Genomic DNA, 23864 nt, shown 5'->3' with positions numbered 1-23864 from the left:
TGGTCACGACTCGAGCATCAGCGTGACAGGGCCGTCGTTGACGAGCTCGACGCGCATATGAGCGCCGAAGCGGCCGGTGTCGACGGTCGCGCCCAATTCACGCAGGGTGCTGGCGAATTGGTCAACCAGCGGCTCGGCCAGCCGTCCTGGTGCGGCAGCGGACCAGGATGGTCGACGACCCTTGCTGGTGTCGGCGTACAGCGTGAACTGGCTGACCACGAGTATCGGGGCGTCGAGATCGGCGGCGGAGCGTTCGCCGTCCAGAATGCGCAGCCGCCAGAGCTTGTCCGCCAACGTCTTCGCGGTGGTTTCGGTGTCGCCCTCGGTGACGCCGACGAGGGCGACCAGACCCTGGGTAGCGGGGTTGATCCGGCCGACGACCTCGTCGCCGACGGTCACCCGCGCCGCCGTGACCCGCTGCACAAGTACTCGCATGTCGCGAGTGTGTCATCCGCTAGGTGCGAAAGATGCGCGGGGCCTGCGCACGTGCGTGGATCGAAGGAGCATCGAGATGGCTGCTGACGACAAGAATCCGCCCAAGGAACCACCGAAAGAACCACCGAAGTCGGACCTGAGTCTTCCCGAGCTCAAGAGACAGGCCAAGATTGGGCTGCTCAGGGTTGACCCCACGGTCGCCAAGGAGTGCGCGGAGGCCGCCAACACTGCGATCGGCAATCTCTTGGCTATTCGCAAGACGGTGGAGGACAAGGCATCCGCGCTACCTCCGTTCGGCAACCTGAAATCATCTACCCACCTGCAGGACGCATTCAACGACAGGGCCAAATCTCTTGCCAAGATCTTGACTTCGCATATCACACTTCTGACCGATCTCGCGCAGGGTTTCCTCGACGCCGGTAAGGCATACACGGAGATCGATGAGGCGAACGCGGATGCTCTCAAGAGCCTCGATATCACGATAAATAAGTCACCTGGGAACCTCCCTGGACCTGATCTGACGAAACATAAGAGTCCTGAAACGAAGATTCCGGATAAACCGCCGGCGTCGGGTGGTGATTCTGTGACCGTCAATCCGGAAACCAGCAATAGTCTGGATTGGGATAAGCTATATGGACTGGGTGTGGCACTTGGTGGACCGCGGACGGTAAAAACCAGTTTCACCTGGACCAAGAGTGGTGGGCACACAGATAAAACCGCGTTGGTGACGGAGAGCGCTATTGCGAACAAGGTGGCGGATGTCGGCTCTGTCTGGAAATGGGCAGCCGACAACGTGTTCGACACCGGAAATGCGCTGAATAATGCATTGAGGAAGGCAACCGAGGAGAAGTGGCGGGGCGAAGGGGCCAAGGCTGCTGCTGAGGCGGTACTTCGGTACAAGAATATTACCGACGATCTGTTCAAGCCTATGAAAGCCATGGCGGCCAATCTCGACTACACGGCACAGTGGCTGCATTCCACCATGAATGCGATGCCGCAGGAACCGGCTGCCACCGACCCTCGTGCGAGTTGTGACCTGGAGAAATATCAAAACGAGTACAAAAGTCATTATATCGATGGGATGAACCACGCTGCGACATTGTTCGCAAAACTGGGCGATCCCATGGTTGGGCAGGGCGGTGGCAGTACCCCGCCCGGCGGACCTGGCGGCGGCAAGAAGCCCAACGACGGCAGCGGCGGTAGTCCTGGCACGGGAGGGCCGGGGACCGGCAGCACCGCCGATGACTTCTATAAGAGCCTGCTCGACAAGATGAAAGGCCAAGGCGGCGGCCCTGGCGGTGGCCTCGGCAGCGGGCCAGGCCCCGGCCTCGGCGCTGGGCCCGGCGGTGGCCTCGGCAAAGGCGCCGGGCCTGGTGGCGGCGCGCCACCGCCGAAGGTGGGCGTGCCGAAGCCGCCGTCGCTCGGTCCCGGCCCGGGAATCGGGGGTCCACCGGTGCCGAAGCCGCCGGTCCTTCCACCTGGTGGGTTGCCCCCGGGTGTGCCTCTCCCGGACGGGAATTCGCCCTTCGACCCCGGCCAGCAGGGTGGTATCGGCGCGGGCGCCGACGGACTCGACGCGGCAACTCGAGCTGCGGCGCAAGGTCTGCCGGGTACGCAGGCGCTCAATGCGATGGCGCAGGCGGACAAGGCGCGTTCGGATCTGGCGGCTAAGGCGGCGGCGGAGAAGGAGAAGGCCGCAAAGACTCTCGCGGGTCTGCCCGGAATGCCTGGCGGACGTGCGGGTGGCGGCCCCGGTGTGTCGAGCAGCAGTCCGCTTGCGGCGAATCAGAATTCGAAACTGTTCCCTCGGGTCGCATTGCCTGGCGTCGCAGGGGCAACGGTGTCCGCGGTGCCGGGGTCCCCCATGGCGGGTATGGCAGGCCCGGGGATGGCGCCCGGCGCGCCGATGGGCGGGGCAGCGCAAGGTAAGGACGCTGGTCAGCACAAGCGCGCCAAGTACCTCGACTCCAAGAAACATCTGGAGGAAGGATTCGGCAAGTTGCCGACCGGGATGAAGGCAGTGATCGAGCCCGAACAATGAACGCCACCATCACCATTACGGACCTGGAGTTCAAGGTCCTGTGGGAGCGCTACACCGGCGAGCTGATGCCGGAACCGCTCAGTTTCATGAGTCGTACGGAGTACCACAACGACTACGAACGCGAGAAGGTGCAGGTGTGGGAGCGGATCCGCACCGACAGCTTCCTCGGGAAGGTCATCGAAACACTGCACGTGCCTGACGTTTACGTCATCGCGCATGGGTGGGACGACGCGGACATGGCGAATCCGAAGAAGCGCATCCGGGTGCGCGCCGCGCGGGCAGGCGCGCGCGGCTATGTGGTGACCCAGCTGCCCGGCGAAACGCTCTCGCACAGTGGCGGCTTCACCATCACCGACTGCGGCGCCCGCGGCATCCCCGCGGCGGTCGTCGCGACGCTGCCTGACGTCAAGGCCGGGCAGCGCGGCAGCGTGCCGATCGTCGTCGAAGCCACGCGCGCCGGTGACAGTTACTGGCAGTCGAGATCCATGGTGGCCGATGCCGTCGATTCGGCACAGGAGCACAGCATGGAGTTCCTCGGGCTGCCTGCCACTACCACCGGTGCGATCACGATTCATCAGGGCAAATCGAAGTTCGGGCGGCGTGGCATCCTCGAGCAGGCCATGTTGTGGCGAGACATGCTCGACGACGGCCGCTACGTGATTCCACTCGGTGAGAATCCGGTCGCCATTCCGATCGGCACCCGGCGGTTGATCGGCCTGATCGAGGACGGGATCGAAGTGATGGTCGAACGTCTCGAAACACATTGGGAAACTGGCGATTCCGAATCTATGCAGTATCGCCGCCGATCGTTCTAGTGCGCACCGGGAAACGGTGATGGTGCGCTGATGCCGAACTGATGCATCGCGACGCCGAATTCCGTTCGGAGACACCGCGAGTTCACCCGTATGCGATGTGGTTGATCACGTCGTAGCGGCAGGCGGACGGGTGGGATCGCATGGGGCTGGAGCTCCCGGAGGGACTGCGCTGGCTCGGTTGGGTCGCAGGCTCGTCGTGGCCGGACGGCGACGAGACCACGATGTGGGAGATCGCGAACGCCTGGCACACGGCGGGCGGCGAACTGAAAGCGCTGCTCGCCGAGATCGACGTGGCAAAGCGCGCCACCATGGACGCGTATCTCTCGGGAGCGGGTCGGGCCGCGATGGGCGCCAGGTTCGATCAGCTGCGCACCGGAGACCAGTCGGTGGAGTCGTTGGCAGAGCTGTTCGAGACGATCGGGGATTCCGCCTTCGATGCCGGGACCGAACTGGAAGCCACCAAGCTCAACATCATCATCTCGCTGACCTGGCTGGCGTTGGAACTGCTGTGGGCGTGGGTGTTCCCGCCGACCGCACCCGCGGCGGAGAAGGCGGCGATCCTGACGACCCGATCCATCCTGCGGGTGCTGGAGGACCGGCTGGTCACCCAAATCACCAATCTGGCAGCGCGTTTGGGCGCGGCAGGCGAAAAGCGTTACTTCTTCCAAGCGTTGTCGCTCGGCAAGCTGGTGTTGCCGACCGCCAAGGGCATCGGTGTGTACAGCGTGAAGTTCCTGGAGACCGGGCTCACCTCGATGGCGTTGGACGGCAGTGTGCAGCTCGGCCAGATGGCGGCGGGGCATCGCAGGCATTTCGATGGCAGGCAGCTCGGGGTCTCGGCATTCGCCTCGCTGGCGGGCACGCTGCCTTCGCGAGAGTTTGCGCGGTATCTAGGGTTCGGGCTCGACAAGGCGATCGGTAAGCAAGTCGCCGGGGTGTGGGGCGGACCGACCGCACGCGGCGCCTTCATCGGCGCGGCGTCGGGTGTTGTCGGCTCGGCCGTCGGCAATGTCGCGGTGGGTGTCGCCACGGGATCGTGGGATTCGTTCGGTTCGCCGACCGGATGGGTGGGCGGCATGGCCAGGGGCGGTCTGGTGGGCGGGGCGCGCGGTGCGGCATCGATGGGCACGATTGCCAAGAACGATCCCAGGCGGTTTTTCTGGGCTGCCAAGCCGGCGGTGAAAACACCTGTGGCGGCGACACCTTCGGCGCCGGTCGGCAGGGCAGGAACTCCAGTCACGGCCGATGGGTCCACCGCGGTGCCACACACCGTGAGTGCGCCGGGCCCGACATCGAACGGGCCGCAGCCGCGTACACATAGTGTGTCTTCGGCCGCTGGTGATGGGCAGAGCGTGCGATCCACGCCCCCCGGCGGGTCGCAGGGTTCAGCGACCACCAGGTCGTCCGCCAGCTCACAGAGTTCCGATGACCGGAGTTTCGTGACGGCCCGCACGTCGGACACCGGATCGCAGATACCGACGCGGAGTTCGGATTCCGCTTCGGTGCGGTCGTCGGAATCGGGCTCGAGTTCCTACGTCACCGCCCGCAGCGATGTCAGCGGTCCAGACGGCTCGACGACGCCACGCGGCGGGACCACGCCGCCGACCTCGTGGTCGTCCTCGGTGGACGGCGGCTTGCGTCCGGCCACCCCGAGCAGCCCCGGGCCAGCGAGCGCAGTGCCGACGCCCACCGGGACCGCGGCACCGGCGCCGAGCGCGACAGGGTCCGCGCCGACGTCGAGTGGTGCTGGCAGACTGCCGAATTCGGTGACAGTGCCAGCTGGTCCGGTGGGGCCGCAAGCCGGTCCGGCGTCGCCGAGCGGCGCGGCTCCGGTCGGTGGGGGCACGGATGCGCCACCGCCACAGGCCAGTTCCCGTGCCGAACCGACTGCGCCGTACCTCGGTCCAGGCAAAGACATGAAGGCGAAGACCAGACCCAAGCTGATCGTCGATTGGGGGCCGATGCCTGCCGGGTTCGAGGCACCGGCAGCACCGACCGCCGAGGACTGGCTGCCACCCGATCACGAGCATCCACCCAAGCCGGATCCCCAAATGTGTGATGACGAACCAGATATCGAGAAGGAGCGATGATGGTCAACGAAGTGTCCGTCAACCCGGACCAGTTGCGCGCGGCGGCGAAACTGTCGGCCGGTATCGAACAACGCATCGGCTACACGATGCAGAGGCTGCATACATCGCTGGTCGCGGCGGGAACCGCCTGGGGCAAGGACGGTTTCGGCGACAAGTTCGCGAAGGGATATCTGCCCGCGCGCGAGAGCCTGACCAAAGGCGCCGAAACCATGGCGACGACGTTCGGAGCCATCGCGGAGGGACAGGTGAAGGCTGCGGCGCATCTGGACGGTCAGGAGCACTACAACACCGCCGTGTTCGGTCGGTCCGCCTGAGCCGAGCGTGCGGAGAACGCTGACCGTCAGCGCAGAGAGCACCGAAAGATGGACGACAGGCGGAGGTTTCGATGACGAACGAGCGGCTGAAGGCGGACGCCGCGATGCTGATGGATGCGCTCAACGACCAGCTGGCAGGCATCGCCGAGATGCAGAAGAAGCGCATGCAACTCATCGGCACCGCGTCGGTGTGTGACAAGCGGATACACGTGACCGTCAACGCCACCGGCGTCCTGATCGACACTCGATTCGCCGACGATATCGGCGATCTGACCTTCGACGAGATCGCCGCGGCGATGACCGAGGCGGTCCAGGCGGCGGCCGCCGATGTCGAACGCAAGGGTCAGGAGCTCAGGGAGCCGCTCCTCGATCGGAAGGCCAGGCTGCCGAAGCTGTCCGAGCTGGTCGAGGGTGTCCCTGAACTCGGGACACCCGCGCCGCTGACGCCACCGGCCGCCGCGGCGCCGGACGGCTCGGTCGACAACGCTCGTCCGCGTTCGGTTGTCGCCGAACCAGATTGGTGACCGAGGCTGAATGGTGCCACGCTCTGCCTTGGACACCGGATCGAGGCGTCAAGGGAGCGTCAATGCGGGTTCAGGCGGTGCGGCAGTCGGAGCAGCGCTGCTGCGATGCTCACCGAGAGCCGTTGTCCCGCTGGGGTATCAGGACGTCGTAAATACGGCATGTTGGCGCTGGCTCGCGGCGTCCTCGCATGCGATCGTCGGGACCAGAAGGCCGGTCGCCACCGCCGGAACGCAACGGAGGGTATGTGACCAACGATTGGGCGAAGGCCGAGATGTCCGCGATGCTCGGCGAATTCGAGCAACAGCTGGACCTGGTCGGGCGGATTCGGCGGGAGCGGGCGCGGATCCGCGGGCGGGCATCGGTGCGCGGACGACGGGTGACCGTGGTTGTCGACGTCGACGGTGCGCTCCTGGACACGACATTCGGCGCCGACATTGTGGATCTCGACTATCGCGAGATCGCGAAGGCGGTGACCGAGGCAGCGAAGCTGGCTGCGGTGGATGCGGCACGCCAAGCGCGAGAGTTGATGGCGCCCTTGCTTGTTCAGCGTGCCCGCATGCCAAGACTGCACGAGTTTGTCGATGGTATGCCGGATCTCACAGATCGACTCGGCGAGCGGGATCCCGGATCGATCGACACCGCCGAGAACGGTGAATTCGGCGCTGGTGGCGAGCCGTTCGCCGAGGTCATGGGACGACGGGGGGCAGGCGTCACCGATTCCGGCTGGTGACACCGGTTGGGCGCTGTGTGGTAACTGCGGCGGCACTGTCCGTTCATGTTCGGGCTACGAACACGTCGCCAACGGCTGTCAGTGTCGAAGGCACGGGTGTGGAGGGTGCGGAGGGACCGCAGGGCACGACAGGAGCGAACAGTCATGGCGCCGAACGTCGAAAATGATCCCGATCTGCTGCGCAAGGCCGCGCAGAACAAGACAGGACACGTGCGCGATCGGCTCAACAGCGTGCTGTCCACGTTGGAGGCCTCGCTGGCGGGCCGGGGCAGACCGTGGGGCGACGACAAGATCGGTCACCAGTTCTTCGACGGTGACAACGGCTACGGCATCGGGCGCGAGCATGCGACCAAGAATGTCCGCAACGCCTCGACCAGCTTCGACAACTTCGAAAAGGGCCAGGTCACCTCGGCTGGCATGTTGAAGACCATGGATCACGGCAACGCGCAAAACTACCGGTGATCCTGGATCGGACCAGCGCATGACAAACGAATACGCCAAGGCCGAACTCGCCTCCGTCTGGGAGGAAGTGCAGCGGCAGTTCCGCTCGATCGCCCAGATCCAGCAGGCACGCGCCGAGCTCACCGCGAGTGCCACGGTGCGTAAGCGGGTGACCGTGACCGTGAATGCCGACGGCACGATCATCGACACGAAGTTCGGCCCCGGCATCGAGGAATTGACCTTTCCCGAGATCGCGAAGGCGGTGACGGCGGCGGCGCAACAGGCCTGCGCCGAGGTCGGCCGCAAGGCGCAGGAGTTGATGGCGCCGCTGCAGGAGCGGCGCGCGCGGCTGCCGAAGGTGTCGGATCTGATCGAAGGCATGCCGGATTTCCGGGGGGACCAGCCGGTCGAACCCGAGGTGCCGCTGGCGCCACCGGGATCGGCGCAGCGCCAGGACGCTGCCGACAATGCCGGTGCTGCTGCGGCATTCAGCAATGTCGAGGCGCACACCTTGAATCGCCGCCGCGGAGTCACCCAAGCCAGTTGGTAAGCGGGTAACCATCGATGGTTGAAATCCCAGGCGCCCTGCAATGGCTACTCGAGGTCGTTGCCGGATCCGAGTATCCGGAAGGCGACGCGGAGGGTATGCGCGGCGTCGCGGGCGACTGGCGCACCGCCGCAAAGGAATTGCGCGCCATCCTGGCGGATATCGATAGCGCCAAGGAGGCGACCCGCGGCGCTTATCCGCAGGGCGCCGGTGTCGAGGCGATGCTCGCCGATCTCGACGTCTATCGCAGCGGCGACCAGTCATTGGAGCTGCTGGCCAAGGACTTCGACAGTTTGGCCGAGTCGGCGGAGAGCGTCGGCACCGAGATCGAGTACGCGCAGTTGATGGTGATCACCTCGATCGCGTTGCTCGCGTTGGAGATCGCGATCGCCTGGCTGTTCCCGCCGACGGCGCCCGCGACCGAAGCGCTTGCCATCATCGGCACCAGGGCCACCGTGCGATGGATCGCCGCGCGCCTGATGAATCGGATCGTGCAGCTGCTGTCGAAGGTGCTCGGCAAGAAGCTGGCCAACTTCCTGGTCAGGCACATCGCCATCGACACGGTGATCGGTACGGGGCAGGACCTCGGCATCCAGTACTACCAGAAGGAAGCCGGGCACCGGAAGGACATCAACTGGCAGCAGGTCGGCATCACCGCGATCGCCTCTGCCGCGGGTGCCGGGGTGGCCAGCCCGATCGGTGAAGCGCTCGGGAAACGGCTCGGCCGGTCGGTGGACGTGGACGGCAGGCCGACGATCAAGCCCTGGGTGAGCGGGGCGATCACCGGCACAGTCGCGGGCACGGCGGGTTCAATCGGCGGCTTCGCGGGCAGCATCGGTGCGCAGCTCACCATCGCCGCGTATCAGGGTGACGGCAAATGGGATTGGGGCAAGGCCTGGGACGGTCTCAACATCAAGGACCAGTTCGACTGGCGGATGTTGACGGCGGGCGCGACGAACGGCGCCATGTCGGGCGCGAACCGCGCCAAGGCGGACAATTTCTATCAGAACCGGCATCCCGACTGGTATCGGCCGAGCGGGCCGGAAAGTCCCGGCGGTGGTCCGCCGCCTGCGCACTCGCCCGCCGGTAACCCGCAGGGCGGCAGCGACAACTCGCCGCACACCACGAACACCGGCACGAGTGGATCGACCAGCCTGGGTACCGGCAATGGTGCGCGCGGCGCGGGCGATGGTTCGACAGGGGTTCGTCCCACCAACGCCGCGTCGAACGGTCATGGTGCGGCCGACAATTCGACCAACGGCCGGGTGGCGGGTGCTGCGTCGGCGCATGTCGACGACGCGGGTGATTCGCACGTTGCAGGTGACCTGTCCTCGAATGGTCATGGTGCTGGCGATAATTCGACCAACGTTAAGGTCGCCGGCGAAGTGCTGGCGCACGGTGATGACACGCCTGTTCATCAGACATCCGGCGACGGTGGCTCGGATAGTGGTGCGCGCGTTGCCGGTGAACCCCCGCCGGGGACGAACGACGTGGCCCGCGCAGGCGACGCCACGACCGCGGAGAATCGCGCGGGCGCACCGGCGCAGCCAGCCCATACCCCGATCGCCGGGCTCGACGCGAGCGTGCGCGCGGAACCCGCACCCAGCGTGCACGATGCCTCGACGGCAGGCGACGGCTCATCCGTCCACGCCGAGACGGGGCGTCCTGAACAACAAGCACATCCCGATAGCGGAGGTAGCACGCCGCTCACCGATAACCCTGTGCCCCACGCAGATCCGCTCGCGGTGCACGACGGCAACGACAACGGAGCATTCTCCGGCGATCAGCCACACAGCAAGCCGGTGCAGTCGGCACAGCTGCCCGCAACCAGCCTCGATCAGACTGCCTCCGTCGGATCGACCGTCGATCACCAGCCGCGTGTCGGTGGCGCCGACGGAATCGGCCCACGCCATGTCGTCGCCGGGGCATCAGAGGTCCCGCCGACCGCGACCCCGCACACCAACGCGGCCACCCCGACGGCGCACGTCGGGGAGCCGCGGACCGGGACCGAGCCTCGCATCGCCTCCGAAACACGCACCGGCGCAGAGACCCGTGGCGGTGCCGAAACACGCAATAGCGCACCAGCATCCGCTACCCGCACCGACGCCACCACCCGGCGGCCGGGCGATGCGGAATCGCGTGCGGGTGCCGAGCCGCGCGCAGGCGCGCCCGAACACCGCGTGGCAACCCCCGAGCGCCGTGCCACGGTTGATGGCAGCGTGGCTCGACCTGCTCGCGCCGGTGACGAACCGGTGCGGGTGACGGGGGATGGGCAGGCTGTTCGCCGCCGTGGCGCCGCGAACCCTGCTGGGCTCGCGGACAACGTGGTGTTGTTTCCGCTGCACACCGGCGATCTCGGCGGGAGTACACCGGTCCCGCGTGGTACGGCCCGAACAGAGTTGGGGGACAACAGGTTCCGGCCCGACACCGAGTCGCCCCCGCACGCCGACCAGGACCGGTCCGCCGCCATGGAGGGGGAGCCGGGTGGCGACCATGATGTTCCGGCGGATCGTCCGAACGAGGATGCTGCGCCGCCGATCGACGACGAGTGGTCGCACCGCGATGCGGCCGACATCGAGCGGGAGCTGAAGCAGAAGTACGGGTTCGAGGAGATCGTCGGGTTCGACAACCCGCATGTGCCGGTGGACGTATTGCGCGAGTTCGCGCGGGCGATCGACGAAATACTCACCGCGCACCCGGAAATCGACCTGCGCAGCCTGCATATCGAGCCTCTCGCGCCCAACAGCCGCACGGGTGCACCGGTTTTCGCGCGTGCGCACTACGACGTGGACCCCAACGACATCTACTCGTATTTCACGAAGCGGATCACGTTGAACTCCGATTTCGCCACCAACCCGGAACGGATGGCGGCCTCGAAGCTGAATGCCGAGAACAAGCACCACTCGCCGCCGGGCGCTGCCGCTCGCCCGGTGTACGCGACGATCCTGCACGAGCTCGGTCACGCGCTGGACTTCGCGGGCGGCATGCGCGCCCGCAGTCAGATCGAAGACGTGCTGTTGCAGCACTATGCGGCGACGCGCGGCCACGTCGATCCCGATCACTACAGCGTCTGGAAGAATGAGCTCAGCGGATACAGCTACCACAAGCATGGCGATCTGAACCTGCCAGAAGCGCTCGCTGACGCGTTCCTGGATGTGCAGCTCAATGGCAGGCACGGTGAGCTCAGGCCCGATGGCACCATGGGCAAGGCCTCCGAACCGGCGACCGTGCTCTACGACCTGCTGCTGCGCGAATCCACGGGTGACGCCGAATCCTCGCAGCGCCCCGACGACATCATCATCGGGCTGCCGCCGACCGAGGAACCCGGCACCACGCACGCTGAAAAGCCCTTGCCACGAACCGAATCCGGAGACCGCGAGGCACCGAACCCGCGGCACCACGATGCAGAAGGTCCGCCGCAGGAAGGCGGCACACCCGACTCCGAGCACCCCGCCGCCAAGCGGCCCGGCGATGAGTCGAAACCCGTCGACCCGACAACCCCACCACCAGACCCGGCAGCCACCGACGGATCGCAGCAACAGGGCGAGTCGACCACGCGACCGAAACCACCTGCCCCCGAGCCGGATCCGGGCCGGACCGAGCCCGAAGCGCGCGGACCGGAGCCGCAGCCGCAACGTCAGCCGCAGCAGCGGCCGAACCCTGGTTCGCTCCCGCGCTTCGCCGAGCCGGGCGAAACCAGGCCGCATTTCCTCGACGTCGATGGCGAGCAGGTGCCGCTCTGGCTGCGCGCCGTCGGCGAAAAGCGGTGGGAGGTCGAGCTCCGCCCGCAGCACGAGCCGGTGCCCAACGAGCCGGAGCCGAATCAGAGTGCGCCGGAGAAAGAGCCGTCGACGAAGCCTGCCGAGCCGGAGGCGAAGCCGGACAAGCCGTCGCGTCTGCGCAAGCTGTGGGATCTGATCCGTGCCGGATACGAGGGTCTCGTCCCGAAGTACCCGTCGGGTTCCGGCGTGGACAGTGCAGGCCAGTCGTTGCTCGGTCATGAGGCGGGTGTGCCGCTGATCAAACACACCGACCACGGCGACGTGCTGCAGACCAAATTCAGTCCGGCGCGCATCCTCAAAGAGGGCGCGACGATGTGGAAGAACCGGGAGCTCATCCCGTTCCTCAAGCACCTCACCAGTCGGATCCCGGACCAGGCCGGGCACTACCCGGTGCCCAAGACGCGCGACGGCGAGGAGTACCGCTACTGGCTCGACGAGGCCGATCCGGAGCTGGTGCGCAAGGAACTCGGGGTCGACCTGGAGGACCTACGGCGCGAGGCCGCCGAGGAGGACCGTCGCGCCAAGGAGAAGGCGGCGGCCGAAGCACGGTCCGACGAGTCGACGATGCTGCCGGAAACGCCGGAACCGCCACGCGTGCACCCGGATACGAGCGGGGTCTTCCGCGAGCTGATGAACGAGCTGGCAGGCGCGGCCGACCGCCGCGCGGAGCTTTCCGAGGCGCTGCGGGACCAGGCCCGTGAGCTCGGCATCGACCTGCCGAAAAAGGTCACCGTCGAGGATCTCCGTCGTGCGGTGCGGGTGCTGGAATATCAGCAGGTTCGCCGGATCGGCGCGCTCGCCGGACTGGTGGATGCCGCGCGCCGCTACAACTTCGAGAACCAGCGCATCCCCTACGGCGACCACGTCAACTTCTTCGACGCCGACCCGATGAGCCGCTTCCTGCGTGAGGTGCTGCTCGCCAACGATCAGGGCACCACGATCCTGGACTGGGAGGGTGTGAACAACGGCGGCGAACCGGGTCGGGACTGGGGCGATCTCAGCTACTCCGACCAGCCCGGCCGGGACGAAGGCATCCCGATCTACTTCGAGAACGCGCTGCGCCGTGACCAACTCAAGGACGAGCGCGCGGTGTGGGCACAGCTGCTCGGCGTCGACCTGGCGGCGCTCGGCGAGCACGGCGCCGAGACGCTGGTCGAGCAGCTGCACCAGATACGCAACAGCGCAGGCGATCTCGCGGACTTCCGGGCGGAGGTCGACGGCTTTGTGCGGGCCGACAGCACGGTGGACGAGCTCACCGGGATCGTCGCCGACGTGGTCTTGCGTGGCTCGATCGAGTCCGACGGCGGCTTCGTCTTCCCGGACGTCGACGGCCTCGGCCTGATTCCGGGCGAGCCGGGGCAGCGGCCGCGGCTGGTGGTGATCGACGGGCGGCTCGAGCACGAGCAGGTGCTCGCCGATGCGCTGGCCAACCATCCGGATCTTGCCGAGGCGGTGAACACCGGGCTGGTGGATGTCGTACATCGCGTCGCGCACGTCGAACCCGACGGGACGGTCCGCGTCGGCGAGACAGATCCGTTGCAGGTGCGCCACATTCACGAGGAGGTCGACGGGCGCACGCTGAAGGTGACGACGGTGCGCGACGACGACGGACAGTGGCGCGCGATCGTCGACACCGAGCACGACGGGGCGGGTGTCAGGCCGCCGGAGCGGTTGACCCGCGAGGAAATCGATGCGCAGCGCCGAGAGCTCGGCGATCGCCTCGACATCCCGCCCGGTGACCGGGATTCGCCGGAACGGCTGCGGCAACTGCGCCACGAGAACGCGATTCGGGCGGCCCAGATCGAGGCGGTCATCGACTATGCCCGCACGGCATGGGATATCGACGACTACCACTCGCACGAGGATGCGCGCTGGCAACTTGCGCACCGGCTCGGCATCGAGAACGAACCGATGACACCGCAGCGGGTGGCCGAGGCGCTGATCGATCCGAAGCTCGGTAAGGCGCGGCGGCTGCAGGCGGTCGAGGACATGGTCGCCTACGCAAAACTGTTGCAGGGCACCGATGCCGAGAAGGTGCTTGCCGCGCGGGATCGACTTGCCGCGCGACTCGGCGTCGGCGAACGGCCTGGGCGGTTCCCGAAAGATCTGTATCCACTGAAGTTCACGTCGGATCTCGCGCATCGGGTGCCCAACACCAACGCGATCGATCCGAAGAAGTTGGCGCAGGCGATCGGCAAGCTGGCGCGCAGGCCGCGCGAGCGGGAGAACCTGGCCGACGCGCTGGCCGAGTACTACCGGACCATCAACGAACTCGATCCGTTCGATGCGGTCACCCGTGGCGACAAAGCGGTCGATCCGCGCGTCGTCGATATCGAATTCCCGGTGCACGACAAGGCAATCGACCATCTGCTCGAGGTGGTCGGCGATGTGGACGCGCTCACCGACGCGCTGGACGGCGAGGGACTGCTTGCCGCGCACGACCGAGATCCTGACCCCGATGACCGTGGTGCGAGCCGGGACTGGGCCAGGACCGTCGGTGTCGATCTGACCGACGCCGACGCCACGCGGTGGGCGAAGGTGTACGAGGTCTACCGCGACGGCAAGATCGACAAGAAGGAACGTCTCACGCCCGCCCAGTTGGCCGACGTGCAGGCGACGCTGCGCGACGAAGTCAGCAGGCGCGGTGCGGATCTCGACCGCATGATCGAGCTCACCGATCGAGCCGCCGCCATGGACGCCGCACAGCCTGCGCGCCGAGACGACCCCGGAACGCGGCCACCCGACGATCCGCCGCTCGCCACGCCCCGGCCGCGGCCCGATGCGCCCGACTCGGACAGCGGGGGCAGGCAGCTGCCGCCCGGCGACACGACGCAGCAGTCGCCGGATCCACGAGCCGGACAGGCGCCGCCGCGGCACACCGGTGACGACGTCGATGCCGCGCGGCAGCTGACCGATCGGCTGGCCGCCGAGAATGCCGACGCAGTACGGCAACTGGAGCTCGCCAGGGAGGCGCGGCAGGCCGCGATGCGCGGACTGCCCGTCGACGAGGCAGGGCTGACCGAGGACGCGCTCGACGGCACCATCGAGTCGTTGGCGACCAAGACCGTCCGGCAAACGCCGGGGGGCAACGAAATGGCGGAGTATCAGGCCAGGGTCGCTGTGCTCGAAGAAGCGGCTACCGCCTACAACCGAGCCGAGACTAAGGTCGCGTTCCTGGACGACATGGTGGCGCGCGCCATGGAACGCGAGGCCCTCGCCGAGGCGGGCGCGCACACCCTCGGCGTCAGCGATCGGATCGGCGTGGTCGACGCGGATCCGCCGCGCATCGTCGTTGTCGGCTGGCATACCCCTGGCGACGTGCGCGCCGAGCTCGCCGCCGCACACCCTGAGCTCGCCCCGATTCTGGCCAGGCCGGACATCGTGGTGAGCCACGTCGAGATCACCTACACTCCGGACGGCCGAATCACGCACGTCCGCACCGACTTCGGCCCCGATGGCGCAGGCATCCGCCCAACCGAACCACGGGCGATCACCGACGGCACCGTCGAACGCACCGACCCGATCCGGCAACTGGTGCAGTCGCAGCAGCGGATCGACGCCGACTTCGCGGCGCTGCAACGCCGCAACGCCGAGCAGCATCGAGATTCGCTGCAGGACATCGACGCTCTGTTCGATGACTTGCAGCGCCGGCTGGATGAGCGCTACGACCAGGCGGGGGAGGCGATCCAGCGCCGGGTCATCGAAGCATGGCAGTCCGCGGAGCGCACCGAGGCCGATTTCGACGCGGTGCGCCGCCGCATCGCCGAGCAGCACGACACCGCCCAGCAACGCACAGACGCCGATTTCGATGCGCTGCAACGGCGGATCGCGGAGCGGGACGAGGCTGGACGACAGCAGGTCGAGGCCGGCTTCGATGCGGTGCAGCGAGCGAGCGATGAGCGCTACGCGGAGGCCCAGCGAGCGTTGGATCAGCAGATCGCGGCGGCTTGGCGTCAGCTGGACGCCGATACCGTTGCGCCGCTTGGTGACAGTGACGTGGCCTACCAAGAGGCGCGGCAGCGGACCGAGGCGGATTTCGACGAGCTGCAGCAGCGGATCGAGGAGCGAAACGCGGAGTCGCTGCGGCAGGCCACAGCCCGGTTCGACGAGGTGCAGCGCGCCAGCGATGCGCGGTACGCCGAAGCGCAGCGTGTGATGCAGCAGCGGATCGATGCGGCATGGCAGTTAGTCGATGACGCGGTACCACCTGTGCGGCAACAGAATACGGGCCAGGAAGGCGATGTCCGGGTCTGGCCGCCGACGCAACCGGGTGAGTCGACCGGTCATCGACAGGAATCCGGTGGGTCCGATCGGGAAGACTCCGAATCCGGCACTACCGATGGCACCGAAGACGATGGCTCCGGTGGTGTCGGGGCGAAGCCGAAACCTGCGCCCGGCCAGCCTGGTTCGGGCGACACCGAAGGCCACGCACCTCCCCACCGAAACAGCGACGAGCAGAATCCGCCGGACAGCCTGCCGGGTGAGGATGGCGAGACCACACAGAAGTCGTCGAGCGCCACGAAGCCCGGTGATGACGAGCAGGGCCCGCCAGACGGTACTGCCGGCGACGATGGCGAGACTACGCAAAAGGCGCCCGACAATGCGACGCGGCAGCAGGGCGACGATGCGCAGGAGCCGCAGCACCGTACCGATGACGACGGCGCGCAGGACCCGCCGGACTCGCGATCGACCGAGGGTGACGATGGGCCGGGCACCGCTGGGCAGCGGCCGATTTGGCGTTCGCATATCCCGCATCTGCCGCACGACTACGACTTCGATCTGCCGGACATCCAGCTCTTCCCGCCGGTAGTCCCACAACCTCCGGTGCCACCGCAACCACCGACCCCACCCCAGCCTCCGGTGACCCCACCTCAGCCACCTCAGCCGCCGGTGACCTCACCGCCGGTGACTCCGCCGCCGCACCTGCCGGCGCCGCCGCAGCTGCCGAAGCCCCCTCGGCTTCCGTATCCACCTAATCCTCCTGAGTTGCCGGAGCTTCCGGAACTTCCTGGGTTGCCGGAGCTTCCGGATCTACCGGAAGTTCCTGGGTTGCCGGAGCTTCCGGATCTACCAGAACCTCCTGAGCCGCCGGAACTCCCGGACCTACCGGTACCGGAGCCGCCCGAGCTTCCGGCACCGCCGGACTGCCCGGCTCCACCCGAGCCCGAAAAGCCGGAGCGCCCTGACCTTCCACCTCCGCCCGACACGCAGCGCCCGCCAGGTTCGCCACACCTGCCGGACGGCTCGGGTTCGCCCGACGCCGACAAGGACGGGTCAGCAAGTCCCGCAACAGGATCCGCAAACCCCCGGCAGAACGGGAGCCCCGCCCCGCCGATACCGCCGCCGATTCCACCCATGGTGCCGCCGCCCGGCCCGGCGCGGCGATCGCGCGCATTCCCGCGGGCATCGGCGCACGGCAACGGCTTCGGCGGTGCGGCAGGGAACGGGCATGCCGGCGGCACAAGCATTGTGGTGCGGTCGCATTCGAGCTTCAGCGAGTTCGCCGACTTCGATCCGGCGACCGGGATGCTGCGCGGTCTCGCGGTGGGCATCGGCACTCTGGGCGGCGTCTACGGCGAGCTGGGGGAGTTGCCGGTCGTGTTCTACCGAGAAGGTGCGCGGCTCATGGTGCGGGCAGGCGACCAGGTGATCGACCTGGACGCACCGCACGTCGGTGCTGAGTGGCAGCGGTCCGACGACCGGATGACGCGGTTCCTGCTGACCGTGGCGGGCACCGTGGTCTGCGATGTGCGCTACCGGTCCGTCATGCCCGATATCGACCTCGGCCTGCTGATTCGCGACGTGCTCGCCGACCGGGATCGCCGTACCCGGATCTTTGCCGGATGACGGGCACACGGACAATGACGAGGAATCGAGGAGGTATCGATGCGCGAGGATTTCCCCACCGACGATGAGCTGCGGAGCAACTTCGAGGAGCTGCTCACCTCGGTGTCGAGTGGGTCCGGCCTGTTCACCGAGAGCGGGGTGGACACGGACACCGAGAACGCCTTGCTTGCGATCGCCCGCGCCTACCCCGAGGTGCCTGACGAGCTGATCACCGCGGCCCGCCGCGCCTTCGCCGGCCAGCTGGACGGCTCGAACGCCGCCGCCGCCGAGGCGGCAACCGAACGCCGGATCGCCGAGATCAACCGTCGTCGCGCGGAGCGAAACGCCACCTCCTGACGCACGGTCGGCAGCATGCCAACGATGGCCGCTAGCGCCTGTGCTATCTGACGAATTCGGCTGCTTGCTCTTGCTAGCGCCCAGTTTGTCTGGGTTCAATGGTGGGATGATCAAAGGTGATCGCGGCTTTGCCGACGTGTCCGTGCCCAGCCGGGTCGCGATTCTCGCGTTGAACGCGACACTGCGACCGCTCGGCTCGGTGTTGCCGCAGAATCGGCTCGGCGTGGCCGCCGCCCGTCTCGGCTTGGCCGTTTCTTGCCACATCTGGTTCGACAACAAGCTGCCGCACCGGAGCGTCGACGAGCCGGGACCGCGCGGCCGGACGGTCGGCGAGTGGGTCGGCGAACCGCCGCGACCAGGCACCCCGATCATCTACTACCTGCACGGCAGCGGTTACGTCGGCTGCAGTCCCGCGACGCATCGCGGCCTGGTTTCCGAGCTGGTGCGCAGGCTGGGCAGGCCCGCGTTCTCCCTGGACTACCGGCTGGCCCCGGAGCACCGGTTTCCGGCCGCTCATGACGACGTGCTGAACGGCTACCTGTGGCTGCTCGAGCAGGGGCATGCCGCGGAAGACATTGTGCTGATGGGTGATTCGGCGGGCGGCCACATGACGCTCGGGCTCGCCATCCAGCTGCGCGCGCTCAGCCTTCCGCAGCCCGCTGCGATCGTCGCATTCTCCCCACTGGTCGACGCGACCTGGTCGTTGGCCGCCGAACGCCTTACCGACGTGTGGGATTCGTTCATGTCGCTCGGCCTGGCCAGCAAGATGACCGGGCTCTACACCGGGACAGCGCATTTCGACGATCCGCGGCTCGACGTGCTGAACGGTGTCGGCGCCGACCTGCCGCCGATGCTGCTGCAGGCAGGCGGCGCGGAAATGCTCAGCGCCGACGCCGAACGATTCGGCGCGGCCCAGCGCGCGGCGGGGGGCCGCTGCGAGGTCCAGCTGTGGCCAGGCATGTTCCATGTCTTCCAGGTGGGCCATCGCCTGCTGCCGGAGTCCCGTGCCGCTCTCACTGCCGTCGAACAGTTCGTCGCCGCCGTCGAATCCCGCTCCACCGCTCGCGATCCGCGCACCGCCTAAAGAAGCAGTTAATTTTCCTGGGCAAAATGCCCACAGCGCTGGAGGATTGCGTGATGCGCGCTGGTTCGGTTCAATCCTCGTAGGCGTCACTCGGTGGTGTGCATCATGCGAGGTGGTGACCTAACGCGGGTGGGGAACGTCAGGAGGAGCGTTCGAGATGGGCAACAACTCGCCGTGGTCAGAGCTGCGCGCGCAGCAAAAGGCCGATGGTGATCTCGTCAAGGTTGATACCGGTGTCGCCGAGGGGTGTGCGAAGGCCTGCGTCGCCATGATCGGCGAATTGAAGGGCTATCAGCAGGTCGTCAACGTCGAGCACATCGAGACGATGGATCGCCTGTCTCCGCTCGGCAGCGGTTTGCAGCTGACGGAGGCGTTCAAGAAGAAGGCGCACGATCTGAATACCAAGCTCGGTCAACATATTACGGCGCTGACCGACCTTGCCGATCTGTTCAAGGCCGCCGGTCTGGCCTACGCGAACCAAGACGCCGATTCCAAGACGAAGTTCAAGGACCTGATCCCGCGGCTCGGTAACGTCGACACCTCGCCACCCGCCGTCGACCTCAAATACAGCGCGCCGAACTACCTCAAGACCCTGACGATCAATATGCCCGCGGAGAAGCCGACGGTTCCCGCCTCGATTCGGGACAGCGAGGTGATCGACGTCGGGTTGGAAGCCCCGAAGAGCATGATGGGTCCCGATCTGGTCAGGTTGCACAACGAGTGCAGGTTCGACGCGGCGTTCCGGGCCGGTGCGGTCTGGAAGACGTTGGCGGAGCGCCTCGTCGTGGAGGCAGGCAAGCTCGACCAACATCTCGCGGCCGTCACCGCCGAGCAGTGGCGCAGCCCTGCGGCGGACAAGGCGGTCGCCGTGGTGAACCGGTACGGGACCGTGGTCCAGCAATTGGCCATGCGCATGCAGGTGGTCGGCGCCTATCTGAACTACACCTCGCAGTGGCTGACCGCGACCGCGTTCGCGATGCCGATGTCGTACGCGGGATTGTCGGAGAGCGAGCTCAACGAATACCGCGACAAGTACCGGGATACCTACGCGCGCGGCATGACCGACACCGCATCGACCTTTCCGGTCTTGCCGGATCCGAATTTCGATCCGACGGCCAAACCCGCGGGGCAGCCAGGGCCCGGACCTGGTGCTCAGCCGGGACCTGGTGCTCAGCCGGGGCCTGGTGCTCAGCCGGGGCCTGGTGCTCAGCCGGGACCTGGTGCTCAGCCGGGACCTGGTGCTCAGCCGGGACCTGGTGCTCAGCCGGGTGGACCACCCGGCGTTCAGGCGGCAAACCAGAAGCTGCCTGACACCGACCGTTTGGCGGAGGAAGTCAAACAGCAACAGAAGCCGGATCCCGACGGCAAACCACAGACTCAACCCGCTGCCGCAGCCAGCGGCATGGACATGATCGGTCCGCTCACCCAGGCGCTGTCGGCAGGTGTGCAGGGCATAGGCACCGGGATCCAGGCTGCGGTGCAGGCGGTCGCGCAGATGCATGCCGCCGACGTCGCCGCCATGGCCGCGCAACAGCAACACGGGCCTGACGCTCAGCACCCCGGCGACCACGACGGCAAGCCGGGTGACGCCGACGACAAAGACAAAGACGATAAAGATAAGGACGACAAGGACAAAGACGAGAAGGACAAGGACGGCAAAGACAAGGACGAGAAGGACAAGGACGGGAAACACAAGGAAGCGGACGCCGATCCGCTGCTGAGACTCTTTCCCCGAGTGGAACTTCCGTCACTGCCCGGTCTTTCCGGCCTACCGCAAACGCTGGCCGCGCCTTTCGTCTCAGGGGTCGGTGAGCCGCACGTTCCGTGGGCCGCCGGCCTCCCCACTGCCATGGGAAGTGAAGGCGCGCAGGGCATTCCGGCAGTCGGCGACGGCAGCTCGCCGATAGCGGCGGGATCGAGGTCCGGTGTGTTGCCGAGTTCCGCTGAGGTCGCCCGCGCACTGGCGGACCAACTCGGCTTACCCGAGTCGAGCCTGCCCGAGCTCGGCCTGCTCGACGCCGAGCCACCGGAATCGGATCGCCCGGTGACCGAGACGTGACCCAGACCTGGACGTTCACCGACGACGAGTTCGACGCGCTCTGGGAGCGTTATGCGAACACGCACCTCCCCGCGCCGTTCATGTACACCTCCCGGGCCAGGCGGCTCGACGACTACGAGCGCCAGGCGTTCCAAGCGTGGGATCGGTTGCGGCGCACCCTGGATTCGTCATTCCATGAGGTGCTGGAGACGTTCCTGCGGCCGGAGGTCTCGGTGATCGGCTACGGCTGGAACGAGCAGGACATGGACAACCCGGAGAAGCGGACCAGGGTGCGCGCGGTCCGAGCGGGTTCGCGCGGCTATCTGATGACCCAGCTGCCTGGTGAAACAATCTGGCACAGTGGCGGTTTCATCATCACCGACTGTGGTCCGCACGGCATCAGCGATGCGGTGCTCGCCGCGCTGCCACAGTCGGCGAAAGCGGGCAGGCTGCGCAACATTCCCATCGTGATCAACAGGAATGACGACGGCGGCGAGTACCAGCATCCCGGATCGGTGGCCCTGGACAACACCAAGGACACGTCGGTCGAGCGGAGCCAGCGGTTTCTGGACATCCCCGCGACGAGTACCGGTGCCATCACCATTCATCAAGGACGGTCCAAGTTCGGCCCGCGCGGCATCATGCAGGAGATCCTGATGTGGCGTGATCTCCCGGGCGACGGTCGGTACGTGATCAAGGTCGACAGCGCGCCGGTGGCCATGGGCGTCGGCCCGGATCGGCTGCGCGACATGGTCGACGAGGCCATCGAGCGGATCCTGGAGCGAATGGATACCCACTGGGAGCCGGACCGGCTGCCGCAGCGGGGACGGTGGTAGGCCCTTGCACCCGAAACAAAGGGCGGGCCGCGGGGACTTTGTCGCATTTTTGTTCAGTGATCGTGTGGGGGTTCGCTATGCGAGTATGGGGCGGTAAGACAGCTTGGGCGTCGGGTCTCGGTTGCCTATCGTGCGAGGTAGGCCAGGCCCGCGGCATGGATGAGGAGAGTGCTGCACGGTGACCACACCAGGCGACGAGGCGGCCGAGCGCGGATCCGGCGACGAGCGGGCGGCCGATCACGAACCCACCGCGGCGGCGGGTGAACCGACACCTGCGGGCGGTCCGGCCGACGACTCGGCACTGTCTCCCGACGACGTCCGGGCCCAAGACTTCATGCGTCAGTTCATGACGTCCATGTCCGAAGGCGCCGCCGAGCAGCCCTCAGCTGAGCCGCCCGCGGCCGAGCAGCCGGCGGACGACACACCCGCCGACGCGGACAGTGCGGCCTTCATGAACCAGTTCATGAGCGCCTTCGCCGAATCCGGCGAAGAACCCGACGTCGGTTTCACCCTGCTCGAGCAGCCGCCCTCGGTGGATGTCGCCGACCGGGCCAAGCAGCTCGTCCATCAGATCGCCAGGGAGCTGGCGGCGATGGGGCCGGACGGGTGGAAGCAGTTGCACGCGGTGTTCGCGCTCACCACCGGCGCGGAAATCGCGCTGGTCGAGTACTCCGACGATGACCAGCGTTCGGTGCAGGCGCAGCCGACGCCCGAGATCATCGAGCTGGCCCGCGAGCACCGGGATGTGTCGGCGCAGTTGTCCGACGGCCCGTGGTGGCGGTTGCTGCTGACGCTGCGCAGCACCGGCGAGATCGAGGTCGACTACGACTACGGCGACGATCCGTTCCCGGACGAGCAGCTTTTTCCGCCGGAGGCCTACCGCGCCGACCTGGAGGTCTATCCGCGGCGGACGCTGCCGACCTGGCTGGCGGCCTACGTCGGTCACGACGGCAGGCAGTCGCGCCCGGCGAATCTGGCCGCGCAGCAGGCGCGCGCTGATCGTGCCGCTGGCGTGCGAGGTGTGTTGTCGCAGCAGGAGTTTCCCCCGTTCCCGCTGATGGCGGCCCGCTGGGCGGTGATCTCCTCGGCCTTCGTCGCGGCCGGATCGCAGTGGGGGCCAAGGGTTTTGCCCGCGCTCGGCTGGTTCGAGGGCGCCAAGCGCAGCGGTTCGACGATGTACACGCTGCCTGGTGGACGCGCGGTGCTTTCCGGCGGCGTATGGAACGCGCCGGAGCTGCATGCCGCCTACAACGAGGGCGCGCCGGTGCCCGCGTTGTTCGCCGGCGCACCCGAGTGGGTGGCCAACCCGGTGCTGAATCCTCGTGCGGCAAGCGGACTTCTGTCGTTCTGCTACTGGTGGGACGGCGGGCGCTGGTACCGCGGTGAGTCGCCGACCTCGGATCTGCTCGCCGAGGCGGTGCCCGGCGTCTGGACCTCCGAGACGGTGGTCGACGTGGTGACCGGCCTGCTGGCCGAGGAGCCGACGGACCGCCAGCGCGCCGCAGTGGCCACGCTGGTGTCGGCGGCCGAGGTCGGTGTCGTCACCAGGGACACCCTGGTCGATGTCTTCGGCGACGACGGCACCTTCGATGTCGACAGTGCGCTCTTCCAGCTCACCCTGGCAGGCGTGACGATGGTGCTGCCAGAGCCGATGCCGCAGGCCGACGCGATCGAGCAGGTCCGGCAGTACATCGTCGAGCAGGAGCTGGACACCACCGGATATCCGCTGGAGAACCTGCGGGCCGATCGGATCAGCGTGGGCTGGATGGTGTTCGTGCCGACCGAGCCCGGCGAAATATCCATCGGTCGCGCCATCTTCTACGTCGCCGACGACGGCGTGCTCGAGCAGTCCTCGTCGTCGGTGGCGCCCTCGGTCTATATCGCCGATTTCGAGCAGCGTTTTCAGCAGCGGCAGGGTTCGCACGGCATTTCCTTAAGCGACCGCTAAGGATTGGTGGTCCGTCGACTTCCGCTCGTCGCGCGCGCGACTATCGATGCGTATC

Annotated in this window: 15 protein-coding genes; 14 read left to right on the top strand and 1 reads right to left on the bottom strand. The window is 67.1% G+C overall.

What is annotated here, in order from left to right:
* Positions 1–3: 3 nt before the first annotated feature.
* Complete coding sequence (gene dtd / locus ACGFNJ_RS23140) at positions 4–435, bottom strand: D-aminoacyl-tRNA deacylase (RefSeq protein ID WP_393451667.1); 432 nt, start codon at positions 433–435, stop codon at positions 4–6.
* A gap of 76 nt (positions 436–511) precedes the next feature.
* Between dtd and ACGFNJ_RS23135 the strand changes: the two genes are divergently transcribed.
* From ACGFNJ_RS23135 to ACGFNJ_RS23070, 14 genes are all read left to right on the top strand, one after another.
* The gene (locus ACGFNJ_RS23135) at positions 512–2476 is read left to right on the top strand and encodes a hypothetical protein (protein ID WP_393451664.1); all 1965 of its coding nucleotides are present in this window, start codon (positions 512–514) and stop codon (positions 2474–2476) included.
* Positions 2473–3291, top strand: coding sequence for an ESX secretion-associated protein EspG (locus tag ACGFNJ_RS23130; protein WP_393451661.1), 819 nt, complete (start codon positions 2473–2475; stop codon positions 3289–3291). Before ACGFNJ_RS23135 ends, ACGFNJ_RS23130 begins: the two co-directional genes overlap by 4 nt.
* Positions 3292–3431: 140 nt before the next feature.
* The gene (locus ACGFNJ_RS23125; protein ID WP_393451659.1) at positions 3432–5381 is read left to right on the top strand and encodes a hypothetical protein; all 1950 of its coding nucleotides are present in this window, start codon (positions 3432–3434) and stop codon (positions 5379–5381) included.
* Positions 5378–5695: a hypothetical protein gene (locus ACGFNJ_RS23120; protein ID WP_393451656.1), complete on the top strand. Its 318-nt coding sequence runs from the start codon at positions 5378–5380 to the stop codon at positions 5693–5695. The genes ACGFNJ_RS23125 and ACGFNJ_RS23120 overlap by 4 nt, the downstream gene beginning before the upstream one ends.
* 71 nt (positions 5696–5766) lie before the next feature.
* A complete protein-coding gene (locus ACGFNJ_RS23115; RefSeq protein ID WP_393451653.1) occupies positions 5767–6219 on the top strand; it encodes a YbaB/EbfC family nucleoid-associated protein in 453 nt (150 codons plus the stop codon).
* Between the two features lie 245 nt (positions 6220–6464).
* Positions 6465–6950: a YbaB/EbfC family nucleoid-associated protein gene (locus ACGFNJ_RS23110; protein ID WP_393451650.1), complete on the top strand. Its 486-nt coding sequence runs from the start codon at positions 6465–6467 to the stop codon at positions 6948–6950.
* Between the two features lie 144 nt (positions 6951–7094).
* Positions 7095–7412: a hypothetical protein gene (locus ACGFNJ_RS23105; protein WP_393451647.1), complete on the top strand. Its 318-nt coding sequence runs from the start codon at positions 7095–7097 to the stop codon at positions 7410–7412.
* Between the two features lie 19 nt (positions 7413–7431).
* The gene (locus ACGFNJ_RS23100) at positions 7432–7941 is read left to right on the top strand and encodes a YbaB/EbfC family nucleoid-associated protein (RefSeq protein ID WP_393451644.1); all 510 of its coding nucleotides are present in this window, start codon (positions 7432–7434) and stop codon (positions 7939–7941) included.
* 14 nt (positions 7942–7955) lie between these two features.
* Complete coding sequence (locus ACGFNJ_RS23095; protein WP_393451642.1) at positions 7956–17567, top strand: hypothetical protein; 9612 nt, start codon at positions 7956–7958, stop codon at positions 17565–17567.
* A 39-nt stretch (positions 17568–17606) separates the two neighbouring features.
* Positions 17607–17903 (top strand): hypothetical protein, encoded by a 297-nt coding sequence (locus ACGFNJ_RS23090; RefSeq protein ID WP_393451639.1) that lies wholly within the window; start codon positions 17607–17609, stop codon positions 17901–17903.
* Positions 17904–18009: 106 nt separating this feature from the next.
* On the top strand, positions 18010–18987 hold the full coding sequence (locus ACGFNJ_RS23085) for an alpha/beta hydrolase (RefSeq protein ID WP_393451636.1): 978 nt from the start codon (positions 18010–18012) through the stop codon (positions 18985–18987).
* A gap of 157 nt (positions 18988–19144) precedes the next feature.
* The gene (locus tag ACGFNJ_RS23080) at positions 19145–21046 is read left to right on the top strand and encodes a hypothetical protein (RefSeq protein ID WP_393451633.1); all 1902 of its coding nucleotides are present in this window, start codon (positions 19145–19147) and stop codon (positions 21044–21046) included.
* Positions 21043–21861 carry an ESX secretion-associated protein EspG gene (locus ACGFNJ_RS23075; RefSeq protein ID WP_393451630.1) on the top strand — a complete coding sequence of 273 codons (819 nt, stop codon included), beginning with the start codon at positions 21043–21045 and terminating at the stop codon, positions 21859–21861. The genes ACGFNJ_RS23080 and ACGFNJ_RS23075 overlap by 4 nt, the downstream gene beginning before the upstream one ends.
* A gap of 178 nt (positions 21862–22039) precedes the next feature.
* Positions 22040–23809 carry a hypothetical protein gene (locus ACGFNJ_RS23070; protein WP_393451627.1) on the top strand — a complete coding sequence of 590 codons (1770 nt, stop codon included), beginning with the start codon at positions 22040–22042 and terminating at the stop codon, positions 23807–23809.
* Positions 23810–23864: the final 55 nt, after the last annotated feature.

Origin of the sequence: Nocardia sp. NPDC049149 (assembly GCF_043197455.1) — a bacterium.
Lineage (GTDB): Bacteria > Actinomycetota > Actinomycetes > Mycobacteriales > Mycobacteriaceae > Nocardia.
Note: the sequence above shows the minus strand (reverse complement) of the source record. Positions and strands in the feature narration are given on the sequence as shown.